Annotated in this window: 18 protein-coding genes; 2 read left to right on the top strand and 16 right to left on the bottom strand. The window is 73.9% G+C overall.

What is annotated here, in order from left to right; all coding sequences use genetic code 11:
* Window positions 1-16 precede the first annotated feature (16 nt).
* From ABD160_RS31195 to ABD160_RS31185, 3 genes are read right to left on the bottom strand one after another with little or no spacing between them, the layout of a single operon-like run.
* Entirely contained in the window at window positions 17-781 is a 765-nt protein-coding gene (locus ABD160_RS31195) for an ABC transporter permease (protein WP_344029613.1), read from the bottom strand.
* The gene (locus ABD160_RS31190; RefSeq protein WP_344029610.1) at window positions 778-1761 is read right to left on the bottom strand and encodes an ABC transporter ATP-binding protein; all 984 of its coding nucleotides are present in this window, start codon (window positions 1759-1761) and stop codon (window positions 778-780) included. The genes ABD160_RS31195 and ABD160_RS31190 overlap by 4 nt, the downstream gene beginning before the upstream one ends.
* 10 nt (window positions 1762-1771) lie before the next feature.
* The gene (locus ABD160_RS31185) at window positions 1772-2281 is read right to left on the bottom strand and encodes a MarR family winged helix-turn-helix transcriptional regulator (protein ID WP_344029607.1); all 510 of its coding nucleotides are present in this window, start codon (window positions 2279-2281) and stop codon (window positions 1772-1774) included.
* Between the two features lie 203 nt (window positions 2282-2484).
* Between ABD160_RS31185 and ABD160_RS31180 the strand changes: the two genes are divergently transcribed.
* A complete protein-coding gene (locus ABD160_RS31180) occupies window positions 2485-3087 on the top strand; it encodes an Rv3235 family protein (protein WP_344029604.1) in 603 nt (200 codons plus the stop codon).
* A 6-nt stretch (window positions 3088-3093) separates the two neighbouring features.
* Here ABD160_RS31180 and secA read toward each other — a convergent pair whose 3' ends face one another.
* The 12 genes from secA to ald form a co-directional block, all read right to left on the bottom strand.
* Window positions 3094-5982 carry a preprotein translocase subunit SecA gene (gene secA, locus ABD160_RS31175; protein ID WP_344029601.1) on the bottom strand — a complete coding sequence of 963 codons (2889 nt, stop codon included), beginning with the start codon at window positions 5980-5982 and terminating at the stop codon, window positions 3094-3096.
* Window positions 5983-6190: 208 nt separating this feature from the next.
* Window positions 6191-6850, bottom strand: a complete 660-nt coding sequence (gene hpf, locus ABD160_RS31170; protein WP_344029598.1) for a ribosome hibernation-promoting factor, HPF/YfiA family — start codon at window positions 6848-6850, stop codon at window positions 6191-6193.
* A gap of 331 nt (window positions 6851-7181) precedes the next feature.
* A complete protein-coding gene (locus ABD160_RS31165) occupies window positions 7182-7910 on the bottom strand; it encodes a ComF family protein (RefSeq protein WP_344029596.1) in 729 nt (242 codons plus the stop codon).
* Between the two features lie 149 nt (window positions 7911-8059).
* A complete protein-coding gene (locus ABD160_RS31160; protein WP_344029593.1) occupies window positions 8060-9790 on the bottom strand; it encodes an LpqB family beta-propeller domain-containing protein in 1731 nt (576 codons plus the stop codon).
* Entirely contained in the window at window positions 9787-11592 is a 1806-nt protein-coding gene (gene mtrB, locus ABD160_RS31155) for an MtrAB system histidine kinase MtrB (protein ID WP_344029590.1), read from the bottom strand. Before mtrB ends, ABD160_RS31160 begins: the two co-directional genes overlap by 4 nt.
* Window positions 11593-11614: 22 nt before the next feature.
* Window positions 11615-12292 (bottom strand): MtrAB system response regulator MtrA, encoded by a 678-nt coding sequence (mtrA, locus tag ABD160_RS31150; protein ID WP_344029587.1) that lies wholly within the window; start codon window positions 12290-12292, stop codon window positions 11615-11617.
* Window positions 12293-12339: 47 nt separating this feature from the next.
* Window positions 12340-12990 (bottom strand): dTMP kinase, encoded by a 651-nt coding sequence (locus ABD160_RS31145; RefSeq protein WP_344029584.1) that lies wholly within the window; start codon window positions 12988-12990, stop codon window positions 12340-12342.
* Between the two features lie 11 nt (window positions 12991-13001).
* The gene (locus ABD160_RS31140) at window positions 13002-13481 is read right to left on the bottom strand and encodes an NUDIX domain-containing protein (protein ID WP_344029581.1); all 480 of its coding nucleotides are present in this window, start codon (window positions 13479-13481) and stop codon (window positions 13002-13004) included.
* A 79-nt stretch (window positions 13482-13560) separates the two neighbouring features.
* Entirely contained in the window at window positions 13561-15063 is a 1503-nt protein-coding gene (gene ahcY, locus ABD160_RS31135; protein WP_344029578.1) for an adenosylhomocysteinase, read from the bottom strand.
* A 327-nt stretch (window positions 15064-15390) separates the two neighbouring features.
* Window positions 15391-16713, bottom strand: a complete 1323-nt coding sequence (locus tag ABD160_RS31130) for a glutamate mutase L (protein WP_344029575.1) — start codon at window positions 16711-16713, stop codon at window positions 15391-15393.
* A gap of 69 nt (window positions 16714-16782) precedes the next feature.
* A complete protein-coding gene (locus tag ABD160_RS31125; protein WP_344029572.1) occupies window positions 16783-18333 on the bottom strand; it encodes an amino acid permease in 1551 nt (516 codons plus the stop codon).
* A gap of 130 nt (window positions 18334-18463) precedes the next feature.
* Window positions 18464-19564 carry an alanine dehydrogenase gene (gene ald / locus ABD160_RS31120; protein ID WP_344029569.1) on the bottom strand — a complete coding sequence of 367 codons (1101 nt, stop codon included), beginning with the start codon at window positions 19562-19564 and terminating at the stop codon, window positions 18464-18466.
* An 89-nt stretch (window positions 19565-19653) separates the two neighbouring features.
* Here ald and ABD160_RS31115 point away from each other — a divergent pair, with 89 nt between their 5' ends.
* The gene (locus tag ABD160_RS31115) at window positions 19654-20157 is read left to right on the top strand and encodes an Lrp/AsnC family transcriptional regulator (protein ID WP_344029567.1); all 504 of its coding nucleotides are present in this window, start codon (window positions 19654-19656) and stop codon (window positions 20155-20157) included.
* Here the strand turns inward: ABD160_RS31115 and manA are convergent.
* A complete protein-coding gene (manA, locus tag ABD160_RS31110) occupies window positions 20151-21398 on the bottom strand; it encodes a mannose-6-phosphate isomerase, class I (RefSeq protein ID WP_344029563.1) in 1248 nt (415 codons plus the stop codon). The genes ABD160_RS31115 and manA overlap by 7 nt on opposite strands.
* Window positions 21399-21409 lie beyond the last annotated feature (11 nt).

Genomic DNA, 21409 nt, shown 5'->3' with positions numbered 1-21409 from the left:
CCGCCGACGGTACCCGTCAGTCGAGGGCGCGGCGGAGGAACCCGCGGATCCCGAGCAGCGTGAACAGCACGATCGCGAGCACCGGCACCAGCACGCAGATCCACATCGGGATGTGCGGGACGTGCGGCACCAGCGCCGCCCGGAGCCCCTCGCTGACGTAGGTCAGCGGGTTCAGCGCCGAGAGCACCTGGAACCAGCGCAGGTCGGCCAGGGTCAGCCACGGGTACTGCACGGAGCCGGTGAACAGCAGCGGCGTGAAGATCACCGCGAACAGGATGTTGATCCGCCGCGGCGGCACCGCGGTCCCGATGGTGAGGCCCATGGCGGCGCCGAGCAGCGATCCCAGCACCACCATCAGCAGCGCCATCGGGAGCCCGGCGGCCGGCCAGGACACGTCCACCATCAGCAGCCCGATCGGCACCATCAGCAGGCTGGCCAGCAACCCGCGCAGGCCGGCGAAGACGATCTTCTCGACGGCCACCGCCCACACCGGCATCGGCGCCAGCAGCCGGTCGTCGATCTCCCGGGTCCACGACAGCTCGAACACCAGTGGCAGCGTGACGCTCTGCAGCGCCCCGAACAGCGCGTTCAGCGCGATCAGCCCGGGCAGCATGATCTCGCCGTAGCCCTCGGCGACGAACCCGCCGCGGCCCAGCACGACCACGAAGACCAGCAGGAAGAAGAACGGCTGCACCAGCACCTGGGCGAGGAAGGAGGGCAGTTCCTTGCCGGTGACGAAGATGTCGCGGCGCAGCACCGCGAGGAAGGCGCGCCGGCTCACCGCAGGTCCCGTCCGGTCAGGTCGATGAAGACGTCCTCCAGGGTGGCGGAGCCCAGCCGCACGTCCCGCGCCGCCGCGCCGTGCCTGCCGAGCAGGTCGACGACCGGCGCGAGCAGCGTCGCCGGGTCGCCGACCACCGACAGGCGCAGCGCGACGGTGCCCTCGACGTCGTCGGCCCGCCCGGGCGGGCTCTCCACCCGGGCCACGTCGGCCAGCCCGGACAGCGCGGCCCGCAGCTGCTCGGTCCCCGCCGGGCCGGGCTCCGCGACGATCTCGATGCTCCCGCTGCCGGGCAGCGAGCGGACCAGCGCGTCCGGGGTGTCGAGGGCCAGCAGCCTGCCGTGGTCGACGATCCCGATCCGGTGCGAGAGCTTCTGCGCCTCGTCCATGTCGTGGGTGGTCAGCACCACGGTGATGCCCTCGTCTCGCAGGCCGAGCACATAGTCGTGCACGAACAGCCGGGCCTGCGGGTCCAGGCCGGTCGAGGGCTCGTCGAGGAAGAGCACCTCGGGCTTGTGCATGAGCGCCCTGGCGATCATGATCCGCTGCGCCTGGCCGCCGGAGAGATCGTCGGCGACCGCCTTCGCCCGGTCGGCCAGCCCCATCCGTTCCAGCAGCTCGTCGGCCCGCCGGTTGCGCTCGGCGCGGCCGACGCCGTGGTACGCGGCGTGGAAGACCAGGTTGTCGCGGACGCCGAGCGAGCGGTCCAGGTTCTGCCGCTGCGGCACCACCGCGAGCTTCGCGCAGACGGCGACCGAGTCGCGCAGCACGTCCAGCCCGGCCACCCGTGCGGTCCCCGACGTCGGCACCACCCGGGTCGTGAGGACGCCCACGGTGGTGGTCTTGCCGGCCCCGTTCGGGCCGAGCAGCCCGAAGATCTCACCCTCGGCGACCTCGAAGGACAGGCCGTCGACCGCGTTGCGGTCCGACTTCGGATAGCGTTTCACCAGGTCGACGACCTCGACCGCGGCCCGTCCCATCACATCTCCCTCAGCGCGTCTGCCCGCGGTGATCCTGCTCCAGCGCCACGATCACCGCGAGCAGATACTCGCGGATGGCCCCCGCGTGTGCGCGCGGGGGATCCGGGACGCGCCGCCGGCGGTCCGCGGACCGGGCGGCGACCAGCCGGCCGCGACCGGCGTCGGTGATCACGACGCGGCGGACCCGCCGGTCCCCGCCGACCGCCGCACGGGCCGCGAGACCGTCCTCCTCCAGCGCGTCGAGCACCGGGGTGAGCGTGGTCGGGCCGACCCGGACGCGGGCCGCCAGCTCGCGCTGGACGAGCCCGTCCGTCCCGTCGAGCACCTGCAGCACCGCGAGCCCGGTCCGCGACAGGCCGTGCTCCGCGGCCCGGCGGCGCCGGTGCTCCGACACCCCGGCGCCGGCGCGGACCAGCAGATCGGCGACCGTGTCCGGCCCGCCGGGACCCGGGCGCGGGCCGGTGGCCGGGTCGCTCGGCTCGGCGGGCCGGGACGGGCGGGGACGCGGCTGCTCGGGCATCGCGGCAGGGTAGGCCGCGGCCGGCGGCCGCGGGCCCGATCGCGATCGCCTGCCTGCGCCTGCGAACGATCCGCCGGCGGGCGCGGACCGTACGCCGTGCGGACCCGGACGGTACGGACCCCGACGGTGTCGCCACCGGACGGTGTCGGGACGAATCCGGCCGATCGGACCGGGCCGCGCCGTGCACGGCGCACGCTCGTCCGGTGACCACGTCCAGCCCCGCGGCCGGCCCGCTGCCCGCCACCCCGGCGGGCCGGCAGCCCGGGGACCGGTACCGCGTGCTGGTCGCCCGGACGCCGGAGGAGGTGCCGCCGGAGCTCCCACCCGGCCTGGTCGTCGTCCTCCCGGGCGGGATCCGGATGTACTCGGGGGCGACCCCGCCCCCGGACCGCGCCGAACCGCCGCGCGCGGAGGTCCGGCCGCCCGAGATCACCGTCCCGGACGCCGATCGGACCCGGGCCCGGGCGGCCGAGCTGGTGCGGCTGGTCCGCGAGGTGCTCACCGGACGCCGGCCGGCCGGCCAGCTCGCCGGTCTCACCGCGCCGCCGGTGCTGCGCTACATCCGGGCGGCCCGTCCGGCACCGCACCGCGGCCGCCCGGGCGGGTGGGCGCGGGCGCCGGGCTGCGGCGCGGCCCCGGGCGCGCAGCGCCGCGCCCACCCGGTGCACGTGGACCAGCCGCACCCGGACGCCGCGGAGATCTGCACGACCCTCCCGCTCGCCGGCCGGAACCGGGCGCTGATCCTGCGGATCGACCGGGCGGGCGGCGACGACCCGTGGGTCGTCACCGCCGCCCGGCTGCTGTGACCGCGGTCAGCGGCGCCTGCGGTTCGCCTTCTCCGCGCGACGGCGTTCGGCACGGTTGACGCCGCCGTCGCCCGCACCGTTGCCGGTCGGCGCGTTCTGCGGCGCGGCGTTCTGCGCGGGAGCGTTGCGGGGCACCGGGTTCCGGGGTGCGGCCGCGCGGTAGCGGCCGGTCCGGCCACCGGGCGCGGGCGCCGCGCCCTCTCCCCGCCGGGCGACCCCGCCGTCCTCGCCGGGACCGCTGTACTGCAGGTTCTGCGGCGGGGTGGTGCGGAACAGGTTCGGCAGGACGACGGTGCTCTCGCTCGGGTCCTCCGCGGGGGCGCGGCGGATCACCGGGATCTCGGTCGTCTCGGGCTCGGCCTCCTGGACCGGCGCCGCAGGCTGCTGCACCTGGACGACGACGTTGAACAGGTGCCCGATCGTCTCCTCCTTGATGCCCTCGAGCATCGCGGTGAACATGTCGTAGCCCTCGCGCTGGTACTCGATCACCGGGTCGCGCTGGGCCATCGCGCGCAGCCCGATGCCCTCCTTGAGGTAGTCCATCTCGTAGAGGTGCTCGCGCCACTTGCGGTCGATGACCTGCATCAGCACCTGGCGCTCGAGCTCGCGCATCCCGCCCTGCGCGCCGATCAGTGCGTCGATCTCGGCCTCGCGCCGGGCGTAGGCCTGCTCGGCGTCGGCGAGGATCTGCTTCTCCAGGTCCTCCGCGGTGAGATCGTCGAGGTCGTCGGCGAGCGAGCTCGGGTCGATCGACACCGGGTAGAGGCCGCGCAGCGCGGTCCAGAGCTTCTCCAGGTCCCAGTCCTCGGCGTAGCCCTCGGCGGTCGCCCCGGCGACGTAGCCGTGGATCACGTCCTCGAGCATGTTCCGGGTCTGGCGCTGCACGTCCTCGCCGTCGAGCACCCGCCGGCGCTCGTCGTAGATGACCTTGCGCTGCTTGTTGAGGACCTCGTCGTACTTGAGGACGTTCTTCCGGATCTCGAAGTTCTGCTGCTCGACCTGCGTCTGCGCGCTCCGGATGGCGCGGGTGACCATCTTGGCCTCGATCGGCACGTCGTCCGGCAGGTTGAACCGGTTCATGATCGACTCGACCACGTGCCCGTTGAACCGGCGCATCAGCTCGTCGCCGAGCGAGAGGTAGAACCGCGACTCGCCCGGGTCGCCCTGCCGGCCGGAGCGGCCGCGCAGCTGGTTGTCGATCCGGCGCGACTCGTGCCGCTCGGTGCCCAGCACGTAGAGCCCGCCCGCCGCGCGGACCTCGTCGGCCTCCGCCCGGACCTGCTTGCGCATCCGGTCCAGGACGGCGTCCCAGGCGGCCTCGTACTCCTCGCGGGTCTCGACCGGGTCGAGTCCCTGCCCGCGCAGCTCCAGGTCCGCCAGGAACTCCGGGTTGCCGCCGAGCATGATGTCGGTGCCTCGACCGGCCATGTTCGTCGCGACGGTGACGGCGCCGGCGTGCCCGGCCTGGGCGATGATCGCCGCCTCCCGCGCGTGGTTCTTCGCGTTCAGCACCTCGTGCGGCACGGAGCGCCGCAGGAGCAGCTTGGCGAGGTACTCGGACTTCTCGACGCTGGTGGTACCGATCAGGACGGGCTGGCCGTTCGCGTGCTTCTCCGCGATGTCGTCGGCGACGGCCTCGAACTTCGCGGCCTCCGTCTTGTAGATCAGGTCCGGCTGGTCGGCGCGCACCCGCGGCTTGTTCGGCGGGATGGACACCACCGACATCTTGTAGATCTCGTGCAGCTCGGCGGCCTCGGTCTGGGCCGTACCGGTCATGCCGGAGATCTTGTCGTAGAGCCGGAAGAAGTTCTGCAGCGTGATCGTCGCCAGGGTCTGGTTCTCCGGCTTGATCTCGACGCCTTCCTTGGCCTCGATCGCCTGGTGCATGCCCTCGTTGTAGCGGCGCCCGGCGAGCACCCGGCCGGTGAACTCGTCGACGATCAGGACCTCACCGTTCGCGACGATGTAGTCCTTGTCCTTCTTGAACAGCTCCTTCACCTTGACGGCGTTGTTCAGGTAGCCGACCAGCGGGGTGTTCGCGGACTCGTAGAGGTTGTCGATGCCGAGCTGGTCCTCGATCAGCGCGACACCCTCCTCGGTGATGCCGACGGTGCGCTTGCGCTCGTCGACCTCGTAGTGGATGTCCTTGGACAGCATCGGCGCCAGCCGGGCGAACTCCTGGTACCAGCGGGCGCTCTGCTCGGCCGGGCCGGAGATGATCAGCGGGGTCCGCGCCTCGTCGATCAGGATCGAGTCCGCCTCGTCGACGATGGCGAAGTTGTGGCCGCGCTGCACCATGTCGGCGACGTTCCACGCCATGTTGTCGCGCAGGTAGTCGAAGCCGAACTCGTTGTTCGTGCCGTAGGTGATGTCCTGCGCGTACTGCTCGCGGCGCTGGACCGGGGTCATCTCGGAGAGGATCACGCCGACGGTCAGGCCGAGCCAGCGGTGGATCCGGCCCATGGTCTCGGAGTCGCGCTTGGCGAGGTAGTCGTTCGTGGTGACGACGTGCACGCCCTTGCCCTCGAGGGCATTGAGGTAGACGGCCAGGGTCGAGGTCAGGGTCTTGCCCTCACCGGTGCCCATCTCGGCCACGTTGCCCAGGTGCAGTGCGCCGGCACCCATCAGCTGCACCGTGAACGGCCGCTGGCCCAGGGTCCGCTGCGCCGCCTCGCGGACCGTCGCGAACGCCTCGGGCAGCAGGTCGTCGAGGGTCTCGTCGCCGGCGAGCCGCTGCCGGAACTCGTCGGTCTTCGCGCGCAGCTGCGCGTCGGTGAGGCCCTCGAACTCGGGCTCCAGGCCGTCGATGTGCGCGGCGATCTTGCCGAGCCGCTTCACCAGCTTGGTCTCGCCGGCCCGCAGGAGTCGACTCAGGAAGGGCACTGCCGACCTCATTCACGTTCGCGGTCAGGACACGGGACGGGTGTCACTCACCGGACGAGGTCACACCGCCCCGAAACCCATGGTACGGGCCCGCCGTCGCGGGTCCCGCGCCGCTTCGGCGAGGCCCCGCGCGCCGCGACCGGCGGCGGCGAACGGGGCACGGGACGGCACCGCCGGGCGCGGGTGCCGCCGCGGACGGCCGGGCACCCGCGCCGAGCGGTCAGCCGCCGAGCCTGATCACTCCGTAGTCGTAGCCGCGACGCCGGTAGACCACCGAGGCGTGCCCGGAGTCGGTGTCGGCGAACAGGTAGAAGTCGTGTCCGACGAGCTCCATCCGGGACAGTGCCTCGTCGACCGTCATCGGGTCGGCCTGGTGGACCTTCTCGCGCACGATGCGGCCGGGAAGGTACTCCGCCGCCCACTGCTCCTCGAGCTGTTCGAGCTCGGCACCGGGAAGGGACTCGTCGTGCGAGCGGGGCGCGGGGATGGTGTCGGTGGTGGGCGGTGCCGCCTCCATCAGCGCGACGGCGGAGGCGTTCGCGGCGACCCGCGAGGCGTGCACGCGGTCGCGCCGGCTGGGCTTGCGACGGTCGTGCGAACGGCGGAGTCGCTCGGCGAGCTTGCCGACGGCCATGTCGAGGGCTGCGTAGAAGTCGGGCGCCGACGCCTCGGCGCGGGCCACGGCACCGCAGCCGCCGCGGCCGGTGATCTCGACACGCTGGCAGGACTTCTGCTGTCGGCGGTTCGGCTCGTGGAAGAGCTCCACCTCCATTCCGACGATCTTGTGATCGTGCCGCTCCAGGCGGGTCAGCTTCTCCTCGACCAGACCGCGGAAGTGGTCCGGTACCTGCACGTTCCGGCCGGTGACGACGATTTCCACTCGGACATCCCTCGCTTCGCCTCGTGCTGAACCCGGGACTCGACGACGGCCCCGGGGGGTGGGCTATCGGTCGTTCCTCCTGGTGTGCTATCGGGTCGGAGTTCATCGGACGTTATCGGGAAATCCGCCGACGGGACAGGCCGCTCGTCGACCCGGAAGCGGGACGTTCGACCCGCTGCCGATCCCGTTCTGCGACCGGCACGCGGCAACCGGGTGATACCCGACCGTCACTTCCTGCACTCACCGGCGGGTCGTCGGATGCGGCACTCCCCGGCCATCGGAGGCGGCCGTCCGGACGCGCCCCCGACCCGCCGGACGGATGTGACGGCGGTCACTGCTTTCGGCCGGGCGTCGTGGCGTCGGCCAGCAGCACCGAGCCGACCGGTTCGCAGCCCAGCCCGCGCAGGGCCCGCCGGCACGCCCGCAGGGTCGCCCCGGTGGTCACCACGTCGTCGACCAGCACCACCGGTGCACCGGGGTCCGGCGGCGGCCGCCGCCCGCGGCCGGCCCGCCCGCGGCCGGCCGGGTACAGCGCGGCGGCCAGGTTCGCCGCCCGGGCCGCCCCGTCCAGGCCGACCGAGTCCCGGGCGCGGCGGTCGAGCGCGAGCAGCGGCGCGGTGCTCGCCGGCAGGCCGGCGGCCGCGAGCCGTGGCTCCAGCGCCCGGCACAGCCGCAGCACGTGGTCGCCGCCGCGGGCCCGGGCCGCCGCCGGGCGGGACGGGACGGGCACCAGCCGGATGCGGGGTGGCGCCCGCCCGGCCGCCACCGGCAGCACGACCGCGAGCGGGGCCACCAGCAACCCGGCCAGGTCCGCCGCGAGATCGCGGCGGCCGCGCTCCTTGTAGGCCAGCACCGCGCGGCGCAGCGGCCCGCGGTAGCGCCCGGCCACGGCGACCCGGCCGGCGCCGGGCACGCCGACCGACCACGGGCCCGCGGTGCTCTCCGCGCACCACGGGCACCAGCCGCCGCTGCCGGGCGGCCCGGCACCGCAGCCACCGCAGGTCCGCGGGAACAGCAGGTCGAGCAGCGACGCCAGGGGTGAGAGGGCCGGAGCGGTCATGCCGGGGATGCTGCCCGACGCCGGCCGCCGGGAGCCCCGGACCGGGCCCCGGAGCCCGGAGTTGTCCACACGTGCCGGATCTGTCCACAGGCGGCGAACCGGCCCGGTCACCGGCCGCCCGCCGGTGCAGGCTGGTCCCCGGCGCCGGTTCAGCCCGGGTAGAAGGGCCGGGCAGCGGTGGAGGCACCCACCGTCTGCCGCCACGCGTCGAGGTCACCGCCGGTGTAGCTCCACAGGCCGGTCCGGTCGGTGACGTAGATCGGCCGTCCGGGAGCGGCGGCCACCGCACGCAACGGGGAGGTGAGGTTGGTGCCCGGTACCGGGTCCAGCGTCAGGCCGTCGATCGTCACGAGTGCGACCGGGCGGTCGGAGTCGGCCGCCACGGCGAGCTGCTCGCTCGACCGCCAGTCCACGGCGACGACGTCCTGCAGCTCGTTCGGGCGCAGCTCGCGCAGCGGCCCGATCGCGGCCTCGCCGCCCTCACCGGGCACCACCGGGCCGACCAGGGCCGTGCCGCCCGCGACGACCGCGATCCGGCCGCCCTCCCGGGAGTGCGCCACGTCGGCGATCTCGCCGAGCCCGTCCAGCCGCCGGGTGTCCAGCGGCGCCTCGGCGGGCGGCCCGGTCGCCGGGACCAGCACCCGGCGCAGCCGGCCGTCGGCGACCGCCCAGATCTCGTCGCCGGCGCCGTTCCAGCTGAGCGAGGTCACCTCGGCACCGGAGACCGGGGTCGCGGTCAGCTCACCCTCCATCGGGCCGGTCAGCAGCCGGTGCGTCCCGGTCTCCTCCCGGGAGACGACGGCGATCCCGTCACCGCGCGCCGAGGCGGCCGCCTCGACCACGTCGAACGAGCCGTTGCCCGCCTGTCCCGGTACCGGGGTGTCCTGGCCGCCGTCGGCCAGCTGCCGGACCCGTCCGCCGTCGACCACCAGCGGGAACGCCGGGAGCCGGTCGGGCGCGGCCACCAGGCCGGCGACGTCGTCCCGGGTGATCTCGGGCTGCTCGGGCAGCAGCGGCTCGCCGTCGGAGAGCACCCGCACCCGCGGCACGCTGACCTCGGCCAGGGTGAGGGCGACCTGGGCGGCGAGCAGCCGGCGGTCGGCCACCGACAGCCCGGACACACCGGTCAGATCGACGACGCTCACCCCGTCCGGCGACTCGGCGACGGCCGAGCGCAGACGGGCGGTCGCCGGGAACATCGTCACGGCCGCACCGGCCAGCCCCGCCGAGGGCCCGCCGAGCAGCACCTCGGTCGCGCGGGAGGCCAGCTGGATCGGCCGGGTACTGGGGATGTAATGGGTATCGGACATCAGCGTGCCGCGCTGCGGATCGGCGAACCACGCGCGCAGCGAGCGGTAGTTCGTCCGGAAGTCCGACAGCCGGACCATGACCCCCGGCGGGGGCCGGTCGATCCGCCAGTGGTCCTCCTGCCGGACGACCCCGATGTCGATCTCGACGGGTCCGGTGGCCGTCTCGAACGCACCCGAGGGGCTGACCGTGCCGAGCCGGGTACCGCGCAGCCGCACCACCGCCCGGTCCTCGCCGTGCTCGGCGCTGTCCGGTGCGAACACGGTGTCGAAGCGCTCGGTGAGCACGGTCAGCGAGGCGCCGTCGTCCCAGTCGGCGGCCGAGGCGGCGAGGTAGCGGCGGGCGGAGGCGTGCCGGTCGTCCGGCCGCCCGGAGGCGTAGACGAACTCGCGGACCAGGCCGAGCGGGTCGGCGTCCTCGATCGGGCCGTCCGGCACGGCCGCCCCGGTGTCCCCGGTCTGCCGCAGCACCTGCACCGAGGAGTGGTCGGGCACGCTCGCACATCCCGCGAGCACGACCAGGCAGAGGAGCATCCCCAGCCCGCCGGCGAACCGGTGCAGCACCCCGCTCACCGCTGCACCCCCGGGTCGGTGATCGCCCGTTCCGCGGGCAGCACCGGGGCGGGCTCGTCGGCGCGCAGCGCGCGGACCTCGTCCTCGCGCGCCGGCCGGGTCTCCTCGCGGCGGCTGACGACGCCGCGGGGCGGGGTCGGCACCGAGGTGCCGGGGCGGCCGTCCCGGCGGTGCTCGGTGTCGTCGTCACCCGACGGCGGGCCGAGCGGCAGCGGAGAGGCGGAGATGTGACCGCCCACGAGGCGGGGCAGGGTCAGCCGGAAGGCCGATCCGTTGCCGGGCTCGCCCCACGCCTGCAGCCAGCCGCCGTGCAGCCGGGCGTCCTCGATGCTGATCGACAGGCCCAGGCCGGTGCCGCCGCTGCGCCGCGCCCGGGACTCCTCGGCCCGCCAGAACCGGTTGAACACCAGGTCCGCCTCGCCGGGCCGCAGGCCGACGCCGTGGTCGCGCACCAGCACCGCCACCGACGCGGGGTCGCCCGCCATCGTCACCTCCACCGGCATGCCCTCGCCGTGGTCGATCGCGTTCGCCACCAGGTTCCGCACGATGCGCTCGACCCGCCGCGGATCGGCCTCGACGTACTCGCCGGACGGCAGGTCGAGCACCAGCTCGGTGCCGGCGTCGGCGGCCAGGCCACGGACGGCGCCGACGGCGCGCCGCACCACCGCGGACAGGTCGATCTGCTCGGCGCCCAGCTCGGCGACGCCGGCGTCCAGCCGGGAGATCTCCAGCAGGTCGGCGAGCAGCTCCTCGAACCGGTCCAGCTCGGTCACCAGCAGCTCGGAGCTGCGGCGCAGGGCCGGGAGCAGCTCGTCGCGGGAGGCGTAGAGCACGTCGGCGGCCATCCGGACCGTGGTCAGCGGGGTGCGCAGCTCGTGGCTCACGTCCGAGGTGAACCGGCGCTGCAGCGCACCGAACTCCTCCAGCTGCGCGATCTGGGCGGCGAGGCTGCCCGCCATCTCGTTGTAGGACTCGGCGAGCCGCGCCACCTCGTCCTCACCCCGCGCGGCCATCCGCTCGTCGAGATGGCCGCCCGCGAACCGCTCCGCCACGTCGGCGGCCTCCCGGATCGGCCGCACCACCTGCCTCGTCACGAGGCTGGCGATCGCCGCGAGCAGCACCAGCAGCACCAGCCCGCCCACGATCAGCGTGCTCTGCACCAGGTTGAGCGTCAGCCGCTCCCCCTCCAGCGGGAAGAGCAGATAGAACTGCAGGTCACGGCCCGCGGTGGAGACCGGCTGCCCGATCACCAGGGTCGGCACGCCGTCGACGGTCGTGTACTGGCGGCTCACGCCGCCCTCGGCGACGGTGGCCCGCTGCTCCGGGGTGACCTCGTCCACCGGGCCGGAGGAGACCTCGGGCCCGTTGCCGATCCCGCTGGTCAGGGCCGCCCGGAACTCACCGGCGGTGGACGTGCCGGGCGAGGCGTCCTCGGTGTTGGTCAGCCGCTGCAGCGCCGCGTTGAGGATCTCCTGCGCGCCCTCCCGGTCCGGGTCGACACCGGAGAGCTCGCCCTCGAGCACCACCCGGCCGGTCTCGGCCTGGATGAGCGCACCCTTGACCTTGCTCTGCAGCAGCCGCTCGGCGATCTCGCTCTGCAGCACCAGCCCCAGCACCAGCACCACCGCCGAGGACAGCGCGAGCGTCGACACCACGACCCGCAGCTGCAGCGACCGCCGCCAGGACGCGGCGACCAGCGCGCCGAGCTCGTGCGCCTGGGCCCGCAGCGGGGCGAGCCCCCGGACCAGGCGCCCGACGCCCGGCAGCCGGCCGAGCCGGCGCCGGATCCCGAGCCGGCTCATCGCGGGCGCACCGGCTCCGCCATCACGGCGGCCCGGCCTTGTACCCCACCCCACGGACGGTCAGGACCACCTCGGGGCGCTCCGGGTCACGCTCCACCTTGGACCGCAGCCGCTGCACGTGCACGTTCACCAGCCGGGTGTCGGCGGCGTGCCGGTAGCCCCAGACCTGCTCGAGCAGGACCTCGCGGGTGAACACCTGGCGCGGCTTGCGGGCGAGCGCGACCAGCAGGTCGAACTCCAGCGGGGTGAGCGCGATCGGCCGGCCGGCCCGGGTCACCTGGTGCGCGGGCACGTCGATGTCGATCTCGCCGATGGACAGCTGCTCGGCGGGCTCGGACTCGTTGCGCCGCACCCGGGCCCGGATCCGGGCGACGAGCTCCTTGGGCTTGAACGGCTTGATGACGTAGTCGTCGGCACCCGACTCCAGCCCCAGCACGACGTCGACCGTGTCGCTCTTGGCGGTGAGCATCACGATCGGGATGCCGAACTCCGCCCGGATGGCCCGGCAGACGTCGATGCCGTTCATGCCCGGCAGCATCAGGTCGAGCAGGATCACGTCCGGTTGCGAGTCCCGGACGGCGGGCAGCGCCCGGGTGCCGTCGGAGACGACCGCGGTCTCGAACCCCTCGCCCCGCAGCACGATGGTGAGCATCTCGGCCAGGGCCGGGTCGTCGTCGACCACCAGCACGCGCGACTTCATGCGTCCCAATATCCCACCCCGGCTCCGGAGGGCGACCGGGGAGGGCCCTACCCGCGGCCGGCGAGCACCTGCCGGGCCAGCGCGGCGACCCCGGCAGCGCCGTCGGCTCCCACGACCGTCCACGGGCTCAGCCAGCTCGCGGCGGCGAGCTGCCGGTAGACCGCGTCGGTGCGGGCCTGCAGCCCGTCGTCGCTCTCGTAGGCGTCCCGCGCCCGTCCCGGCTCGGCGAGCTCCCGGGCGCGGGCCCGCCCGGCGGCAACCTCGCGCGGCGGGGCGAGCAGCAGCTGGTGGTCGGGCACCGGGATGCCGAACCGCTGCACCTCCAGCTCGCGCACCCAGCCGACGATCTCGCCGGCGGCGTCCTGCCCCAGCCGGGCGGCGTTGTAGGCGGCGTTCGAGGCGACGTACCGGTCGACCAGCAGCACGTCGTGCGCGTCGAGGTCGGCGCGCAGCCCGGGGGCGGCGGCGCGCCGGTCGAGCGCGAAGAGCACCGCCATCGCGTGCACCGACGACGCCAGGTCGCCCATCCGGCCGTAGAGCGCGTCGCGGGCCAGCTCGGCGTGCACGTCGTCGTCGTAGCGGGGGAAGGCGGTGGTGCGGACGGACGCACCGGCCGCGACCAGCTCGGCGGTCAGCCGCGCGGCGAGGGTGCGCTTGCCGGCACCGTCGAGTCCCTCGATGACCACCAGCCGTCCCACGGGCGCAGAGCCTAACCGGTGCCGAGCAGCCGGACCCGCGGCCAGCTCGTCGCGAAGCCGGGGTGCAGGGCCAGCTCGTCGAACCGGTCGGTGCGCACCCAGCGCAGCTCGGTGCTCTCCCGCCCGCGCACCGCCACCGGCGGCGCGGACGGCGCCCGGACCACGACGGTCGTGTAGCTCCAGCCGCCGTGGTCGTCGACGAACTCGTCGAGCAGCCGCACCGCCGCGGTGTCCAGCGAGCTCTCCTCGGCGGCCTCGCGCAGCGCGGCCGCCCGGGCGGGCTCGCCGCGGTCCCGGGCGCCGCCGGGGATCCCCCAGGTGTCGCCGTGGTGGCTCCAGGACGCGCGGTGCTGCAGCAGCACCCGGTCCACGCCGGGCGGGTCGGTGTCGTCGCGGTGCCGGACGAGCAGGCCCGCCGCGCCGAACAGGCCCCAGTGCCGGTGGCCCGCGGCGCAGTGCACCCAGCCGTCCCCGGAACCGATCTCGATCATCGTCACCGATCCTGTACACGCGCCGGCGGCGCGATGGCCGTCGAGGCCACCGCGCCGCCGGTCGGGAGAGCGGACCTGCTCAGTAGCGGTAGTGCTCCGGCTTGTACGGGCCCTCGACGTCGACGCCGATGTACTCGGCCTGGTCCTTGGACAGCTTCGTCAGCTCCCCGCCCAGCGCCAGCACGTGCACCTTCGCGACCTTCTCGTCGAGGTGCTTCGGCAGCCGGTAGACGTCCTTGTTGTACTCCTCGTGCTTGGTGAACAGCTCGATCTGGGCGATCGTCTGGTTCGCGAAGGAGTTCGACATGACGAACGACGGGTGCCCCGTCGCGTTGCCCAGGTTCATCAGGCGGCCCTCGGAGAGCACCAGGATGGTGTGCCCGTCCGGGAAGACCCACTCGTCGACCTGCGGCTTGATGTTGATCTTGTTGATGCCCGGGATCCGGGCCAGGCCGGCCATGTCGATCTCGTTGTCGAAGTGGCCGACGTTGCACAGGATCGCCTGGTGCTTCATCTTCTGCATCAGGTCGGTGGTGATGATGTCCTTGTTGCCGGTCGTGGTGACCACCACGTCGGCGGTGTGGATGACGTCCTCCACCCGGGCCACCTGGAAGCCCTCGAGCAGCGCCTGCAGCGCGCAGATCGGGTCGATCTCGGACACGATCACCCGCGCGCCCTGGCCGGCGAGCGCCTCGGCGCAGCCCTTGCCGACGTCGCCGTAGCCGGCCACGACCGCGACCTTGCCGCCGATCAGGACGTCGGTGGCGCGGTTCAGGCCGTCCAGCAGCGAGTGCCGGATGCCGTACTTGTTGTCGAACTTCGACTTGGTGACCGAGTCGTTGACGTTGATCGCCGGGAACAGCAGCTTGCCCTGCTCGGCGAGCTGGTAGAGCCGGTTGACCCCGGTCGTGGTCTCCTCGGTGACACCGCGGATGTCGGAGTTGATCGTGGTCCAGCGCTTCGGGTCCTCGGCGAGGCTGCGGCGCAGGGTGTCGAACACGACGCGCTCCTCGTCGGAGACGGTCAGGTCGTCGTCGTCGAAGGTCGGCACCACGCCGGTCTGCTCGAACTCGACGCCCTTGTGCACCAGCAGCGTGGCGTCACCGCCGTCGTCGAGGATCATGTTCGGGCCCACGACGTCGCCGTTCTCGTCGCGGAACTTGAACAGCTGCTCGGTGCACCACCAGTAGTCCTCGAGCGTCTCGCCCTTCCAGGCGAACACCGGGACGCCCTGCGGGTTCTCCGGGGTGCCGTGCGGGCCGACCACGGTCGCGGCGGCCGAGTCGTCCTGGGTGGAGAAGATGTTGCAGGACACCCAGCGCACGTCGGCACCCAGGCTGACCAGCGTCTCGATCAGCACCGCGGTCTGCGTGGTCATGTGCAGCGATCCCGCGATCCGGGCGCCGTGCAGCGGCTTGGCCTCGGCGTACTCGCGGCGCAGGTCCATCAGGCCCGGCATCTCGTTCTCGGCCAGCCGGATGTCCTTGCGGCCCGCCTCGTGGCCGTTGATGTCGGCGATGGCGAAGTCGAGGCCGTTCACGGTCTGCAGCTTGGGGTGGCCGGTGGTCTGGGATGCGGTCATGGGGTGGGTGCGCCTCCTCGGGCGATCGGGTCGAACTCATCCGTACGGCCGGGGGTGACCGGCCGCGGAACCGGACGGGTGGGCGCTCCGCGCAGGAAGGATGGGCGAACGGGCCCAGGACGGGTCACGTCGGCCCTCCCTCCTCGTCGGAGACAGGCGCCCTTTCCTCGTCCGTGGCGGGTCGGGCCCGAGCGTGGCGGATCGTGCCCGCTGCTCGCGCAGCCGAGCGGTTCACCGCTGCAGCGCCTCTCGGCGCCCGACTCTCTCGCGGGCTCCATCGTTCCCAGGCGCCCGGTGGGTGTCAACCGCTCCGGGCGCCGGTGACGATCATCCCAGCAGCCGCTCGGCGAGCAGCACACCCGCCGCCCGCTCGCGTCCGTGCGCGGCCAGCAGACCGGCCGGGGCCAGCACGGACTCGCTGTCGACCTCGACGTCGACCTGCGCGAGAGCGGTCATCAGCGCGGGATCACGACGCACCGTCGCGGCCACCGCGGCGAGCCCCGCCGGGTCCCGCTGCCGGAACACCCCGCCGGTCAGGACGACGAGACCGATATCACGGCCGCCCGGGCCCGCCGGATCGATCCGGCCGGTGTGCCGCAGGTGCCTGCGCAGCGCGACGACGGCGGCGACGGCCGCGAGCCGCCGGTCCTCCGCCGCGGCACCGCGGTCGGCCGGGACCGCGGCGCCCGAGGTGGCGAGCGCGGCGACGGCCGGCCCGAGCAGGTCCGCCTCCACCGGATCGACCAGCCCCTCGGTCTGGCCCTCGACCAGGACGCCTGCGGCACCGTCGCGGACGCCGAGGTCCCCCTCGACCGTCATCACCGCCTCGGCGGGGAACCCGCCGCCGTCCGGCACGCAGCCGTGCACGCCGGTGGTCGCCGACCCGACGTCGACCACCAGCACCCCGGTCCCGGTCAGCCGGGCCAGCGCCCGCGCACCGTCGGCGACGGCGACCGGCGTCCGGGTGCGGGCCCGCTCCCCCGGGCGGCGCGGCCGCGCGCCGGGGGCCTGCCGGGCGTACAGCTCGGCGACCGCGTCACGGACCGGGCCGGGCACGATCTCGCCCGGCCGCGGTGTCGGGTTCGGGCAGGACCGCACAGTGCGCCCACCGGCCCGCAGCAGCTCCAGCGCGTCCGCCCGGGCCGAGGCATCGACGGCGAGCAGCACCGACCACCGGCCCCGGGTGCGGGCCAGCCGGCCGGCGTTGTGCAGGAGCACGCCGGGGTCCTCGCCGTCCGGCCCGCCGAGCAGCAGCACCGCGCCGGGCTCCTGGGCGGCGAGCTCGCGCACCGCACGGCCCTCCAGCGGCCCGGTGTGCACGCCGACCACCCGGGCGCCCGCGGACCGGCAGACCCGGTGCCCGGCCTCGACCGTGGTGAGCCGTTCCGCGCCGACCACGGCGAGCCGCAGCGGCCCGCCCGCCGAGGAGCAGGCCAGCACCGGCGGGGTGGGGCCGCCGGCGCGGCCCGCCGAGGCCGCCGCGGCGGCGACCGCGGCGTCGACGCCCTCGTCCACGTCGGGGGTGGTCGGGTGCTCGGCGAAGCCGGCCGGGGTGCCGTCCGGCAGCACCAGCACCGCCTTCGTCCAGGACGAGCCGACGTCGAGACAGACCGCGGGGCTGTCCGGATCACCGGGCGGTGGGACGGTCATGGGATGCGAGCGTACTGCTGTCGGGCGGTCACGAGGAGTCGCCGAACAGCGGTAGCGCCCGGCCCGGGGCTACTCCGGGGCGGCCTGCGCCTGCGCCTGCGCCTGCGCCGGGAGCTCGCCGCGCTCGCGCCTGCCGAGCACCGAGTTCTTCCGCGAGTACGCGAAGTAGATCACCACGCCGATGATCATCCACAGCACGAACCGCAGCCAGGTCTCCACCGACAGGTTGAGCATCAGCCACACGCAGGCGAGCACCGCCAGGATCGGCACCAGCGGCACCAGCGGCGTGCGGAAGCCGCGCGGCAGGTCCGGCCGGGTCCGGCGCAGGACGACCACGCCGATCGAGACCAGCACGAACGCGAACAGGGTGCCGATGTTGACCATCTGCTCCAGGTCGTCGGCCGGGAAGAAGGTCGCGACCAGGGCGATCACGGTGCCGATCAGCCAGGTGGCGCGGCCCGGGGTGCCGAAGCTGTTGGTCTTCGCCAGACCGGTCGGCAGCAGGCCGTCGCGGGACATCGCGAAGATGACCCGGATCTGCCCGAGCATCAGCACCATGACGACGGTGGTGAGGCCGAGCAGGGCGCCCAGGGCGATGATCGTCGCCGCCCAGTCGACACCGAGCGAGGCGAACGCGGTGGCGAGGGTGGCCCGGGTGCCGTCCGGCTGGGTGGCGAGCTCGGTGTACGGGACCATCCCGGTGATCACCAGGGCGACCGCGACGTAGAGCACGGTGACGATGGCCAGCGAACCCAGGATGCCCCGCGGGAGCGCCTTGGCCGGGTTCTTCGTCTCCTCCGCGGTGGTGGCGACGGCGTCGAACCCGATGAAGGCGAAGAAGACGATCGCGGCCGCGGCGAACACCCCGTAGACGCCGAACACGCTGGACGAGGCGCCGCCGAAGAAGGACAGCAGCGACTGCTGGATGCCGGTGCCGGTCTCGGTGGTCCCGGCCTCCGGCGACGGCACGAACGGGGTGTAGTTGGCGGCGTTGACGTAGAACAGCCCGAGCACGATCACGAACAGCACGATCAGCACCTTGATCGCGGTGATCACCAGGCTGACCCGGCTGGACAGCTTCGTGCCGCGGTAGAGCAGGAACGCCAGCGCGACGACGAGCAGCAGGGCGCCCCAGTCGAAGGAGAAGAACCCGCCGAGGTCGAACGACGTCGACACGTCGGCGCCGAACAGGCCGAGCGTCTGGGCCAGGTACTCCGACCAGCCCTTCGACACGTAGGCCGAGCCGACCGCGAACTCCAGCACCAGGTCCCAGCCGATGATCCAGGCGAGGAACTCGCCGAAGGTGGCGTAGGAGAACGTGTAGGCGCTGCCGGCGACCGGCACGGTGGAGGCGAACTCGGCGTAGCACAGCGCGGCGAGGCCGCAGGCGACCGCGGCCAGCACGAACGACAGCGAGACCGCGGGCCCGGCGATGTTGCCCGCGGTGCTCGCGGCGAGGGTGAAGATACCGGCACCGATCACCACCGCGACACCGAAGACGATCAGGTCGATCGTCCCCAGATCCTTCTTGAGCCGGGTGTCCGGCTCGTCGGTGTCCCGGATGGACTGCTCGACCGTCTTGGTGCGGAAGATCCCGCCACCACGGCTCGTGACCGTCATGGGCGGTGAAGTTACGACCGCCGACAGCCTTGCGTCACGCATCGGCGCCCAGATTTAAGGTCACAATGAGATTGCGCGGTGGAATGTCGCTTTTGTCCCCGTGACCTGCGGGAACGGCCGCGGCGGCGGCTCAGCTCGCGCGGTGCGGCAGCCCGTGCGCCTCGGCGACCTCGGCCGAGAGCAGCTCGCCCCGGTGCGTGGACAGACCGGCGGCGAGCGCCGGATCGGCCGCCGTGGCCGCCTCCCAGCCCTGGTCGGCCAGCCGCAGCAGGTAGGGCAGCGTGGCGTTGGTCAGCGCCCGGGTGGAGGTGTGCGGCACCGCGCCCGGCATGTTCGCGACGCAGTAGAAGACGGTCTCGTGCACCGGGTAGGTCGGCTCGGCGTGCGTGGTCGGCCGCGAGTCCGAGAAGCACCCGCCCTGGTCGATCGCGATGTCGACCAGCACCGCACCCGGGCGCATCTGCGCGACCAGCTCGTTCGGCACCAGGGTCGGCGCCTTGGCGCCCGGCACCAGCACCGCGCCGATGACCAGATCGGCGTTCGTCACGGCCTCGCGCACGGCGAGACCGGTGGAGTAGACGGTGCGGACCCGGCCCGCGTAGCGCTCGTCGATCGCGCGGAGCTTGTCGACGTCGATGTCCAGCACGGTCACCTGGGCCTGCATGCCGGCCGCGATGGCGACCGCGTTCGCGCCCGCGACCCCGGCACCCAGCACGACGACGTCGGCGCCGGGAGCGCCGGGGACGCCACCCATCAGCACGCCGCGGCCACCGGCCGAGCGCATCAGGTGGTACGCGCCGGCCTGCGGCGCCAGCCGGCCGGCGACCTCGCTCATCGGGGCGAGCAGCGGCAGCCTGCCGTCGGCGGTCCGCACCGTCTCGTAGGCGATCGAGGTGGTGCCGCCGGCCAGCAGCGCGTCGGTGCACGGCCGGGACGCGGCCAGGTGCAGGTAGGTGAACAGCGTGAGGTCGGGCCGCAGGAAGCCGTACTCGGACTCGATCGGCTCCTTCACCTTGAGCAGCAGCTCGGCGGAGCCCCACACCTCGGCGGTGTCGGCCAGGATCTGCGCGCCGGCCTCCTTGTAGTCCGCGTCGGCGATCGCGGAGCCGGCACCGGCGTCGTGCTCGACGACGACCTCGTGCCCGCGCCGGACCAGCTCGTGCACCCCGGCGGGGGTCAGGGCGACCCGGAACTCGTTGTCCTTGGTCTCCTTCGGCACTGCGACGCGCATGTCTCGCTCCTCACCTCGACTACGGTCAATGGTGAAGAAGAAGCGGTACGCTGCCAACAAGCACGACGAAGATTCTCAAAGGAGCGACGTTGAGCGAAGAATCTTCAGGACTGTCCCTCCGTCGAACAGCCCGGCCGAACGACGTTCGGCTCGACGACATCGACCGCGCGCTGCTGCGGCTGCTGGAGAGCGACGCCCGCGCGCCGAACAACGCGCTCGCCGCCGCGGTGGGCATCGCGCCGTCCACCTGCCTCGGCCGGATCCGGGCGCTGCGCGAGCGCGGGGTGATCCGCGGCTACCACGCCGACGTCGATCCGGCCGCCACCGGCCACCCGCTGCAGGCGATGATCTCGGTGCGGCTGCAGGCCGACGCGCGGGACCGCCTCGACGAGTTCGTCGCCCGGGCGTCCCGGCTGCCCGCGGTGCGCGACGTGTACTTCCTGGCGGGCGACGACGACTACATGATCCGGGTCGCCACCGCCGACACGGTCGCGCTGCGCGAGCTGGTCGGCGCGCTCAACTCCTGGACCGAGGTCGCGGGCACCCGGACGTCACTGATCTTCGAGCACCACCGGGCGCCGAACACCTACTGAGACCGCTCCCCGCCGGGCTGGAGCCCGTCGCCCGCCAGGAACACGGTGGCGCCGTCGTCGCCGGTGGTGAGCACGGCGCCGGTGTCGGCGGCGGCCAGGTACACCGCCGCGCCCCGCGGCAGCTCCACCTCCTCGCCGTGTGCGGCGACCGTGGCGGCCCCCGCGGTGCACAGCAGGATCCGCGCCCCGGCACCCGGGACGTCGAGCTTGTCCCGGCCGCCGGTGTCGGCGCGGCGCAGCAGGAACTCCTCCGCCCCGACGTCGTAGCGGTACCAGCCGTCGGTGCCCGGATCCGGCCGCGCGGTGCGCACCGGCGGCGGCGGCGCGGCGAAGTCCAGCACCCGCAGCAGCTCCGGGACGTCGACGTGCTTCGGGGTCAGGCCGCCGCGCAGCACGTTGTCCGAGTTCGCCATCAGCTCGATGCCGGCGCCGGAGAGGTAGGCGTGCAGGTTCCCGGCGGGCAGGTACAGCGCCTCGCCGGGCTGCAGGGTGATCCGGTTGAGCAGCAGCGCGGCCAGCACGCCGGCGTCGTCCGGGTAGCGCTCGGAGAGGTCCAGCAGGGTGCGCGCCTCCCCGGCGAACCGCTCGCTGTCGGCCGTGCGGGCCCCCAGCAGCCGCACCGCCCCCTCCTGCAGCGCGGGGACCAGGCCGTCGAGCACCGACTGCGGCAGCGTGATCCAGGTCGTGAACAGCGCGCGCAGCCCGTCCGAGCAGGGCTGCCCGGCGAGCAGCTCGGTGTAGGACGCCAGCTCGGGCACGTCGAGCGCGCGCAGCAGCTCGACCGTCCGGGACGGCTCGCGGAAGCCGACCAGCGCGACGAACTCGGAGAGCGCGCAGATCAGCTCCGGCTTGTGGTTGGCGTCGCGGTAGTTGCGGTTCGGCGCGTCCACCGCGATGCCCGCCGCGTTCTCCCGGGCCCAGCCCTCCCGGGCCTGTTCCAGGCTCGGGTGCGCCTGCAGGCTCAGCGGCTCCTCGGCGGCGAGCACCTTCAGCAGGAACGGCAGCCGCCCGGACCACCGCTCCCGGCCCGGGCCGAGTGCGGCCGCCGGGTCCTGCCCGATGAGCTCGTGCAGCGGGCGCCGCGCCGCGGGACCGCCCACCGTCGACGGCGCGGCCGGGTGCGCGCCCAGCCACAGCTCGGCCTGCGGGTGCGGGGACGGCACCGGCTCGCCGAGCAGGTCGGCGATGACGGTCCGCGACCCCCAGGCGTAGGTCCGGATCGGGTTCTCCAGCAGTTCCACGGGTCTCCCGG

Source organism: Pseudonocardia kongjuensis (genome assembly GCF_039526905.1).
In the GTDB taxonomy this organism is placed as follows: Bacteria; Actinomycetota; Actinomycetes; order Mycobacteriales; family Pseudonocardiaceae; genus Pseudonocardia; species Pseudonocardia kongjuensis.
Note: the sequence above shows the minus strand (reverse complement) of the source record. Positions and strands in the feature narration are given on the sequence as shown.

Bases quoted from the DNA above. Each gene is read 5' to 3' on its own strand.
- ahcY (WP_344029578.1), bottom strand. From the start codon at position 15,063: ATGACCGCATCCCAGACCACCGGCCACCCCAAGCTGCAGACCGTGAAC.
- ABD160_RS31130 (WP_344029575.1), bottom strand. From the start codon at position 16,713: ATGACCGTCCCACCGCCCGGTGATCCGGACAGCCCCGCGGTCTGTCTC.
- secA (WP_344029601.1), bottom strand. From the start codon at position 5,982: ATGAGGTCGGCAGTGCCCTTCCTGAGTCGACTCCTGCGGGCCGGCGAG.
- ABD160_RS31125 (WP_344029572.1), bottom strand. From the start codon at position 18,333: ATGACGGTCACGAGCCGTGGTGGCGGGATCTTCCGCACCAAGACGGTC.
- ABD160_RS31165 (WP_344029596.1), bottom strand. From the start codon at position 7,910: ATGACCGCTCCGGCCCTCTCACCCCTGGCGTCGCTGCTCGACCTGCTG.
- ABD160_RS31190 (WP_344029610.1), bottom strand. From the start codon at position 1,761: ATGGGACGGGCCGCGGTCGAGGTCGTCGACCTGGTGAAACGCTATCCG.
- mtrB (WP_344029590.1), bottom strand. From the start codon at position 11,592: ATGAGCCGGCTCGGGATCCGGCGCCGGCTCGGCCGGCTGCCGGGCGTC.
- ABD160_RS31140 (WP_344029581.1), bottom strand. From the start codon at position 13,481: ATGATCGAGATCGGTTCCGGGGACGGCTGGGTGCACTGCGCCGCGGGC.
- ABD160_RS31185 (WP_344029607.1), bottom strand. From the start codon at position 2,281: ATGCCCGAGCAGCCGCGTCCCCGCCCGTCCCGGCCCGCCGAGCCGAGC.
- ald (WP_344029569.1), bottom strand. From the start codon at position 19,564: ATGCGCGTCGCAGTGCCGAAGGAGACCAAGGACAACGAGTTCCGGGTC.
- mtrA (WP_344029587.1), bottom strand. From the start codon at position 12,292: ATGAAGTCGCGCGTGCTGGTGGTCGACGACGACCCGGCCCTGGCCGAG.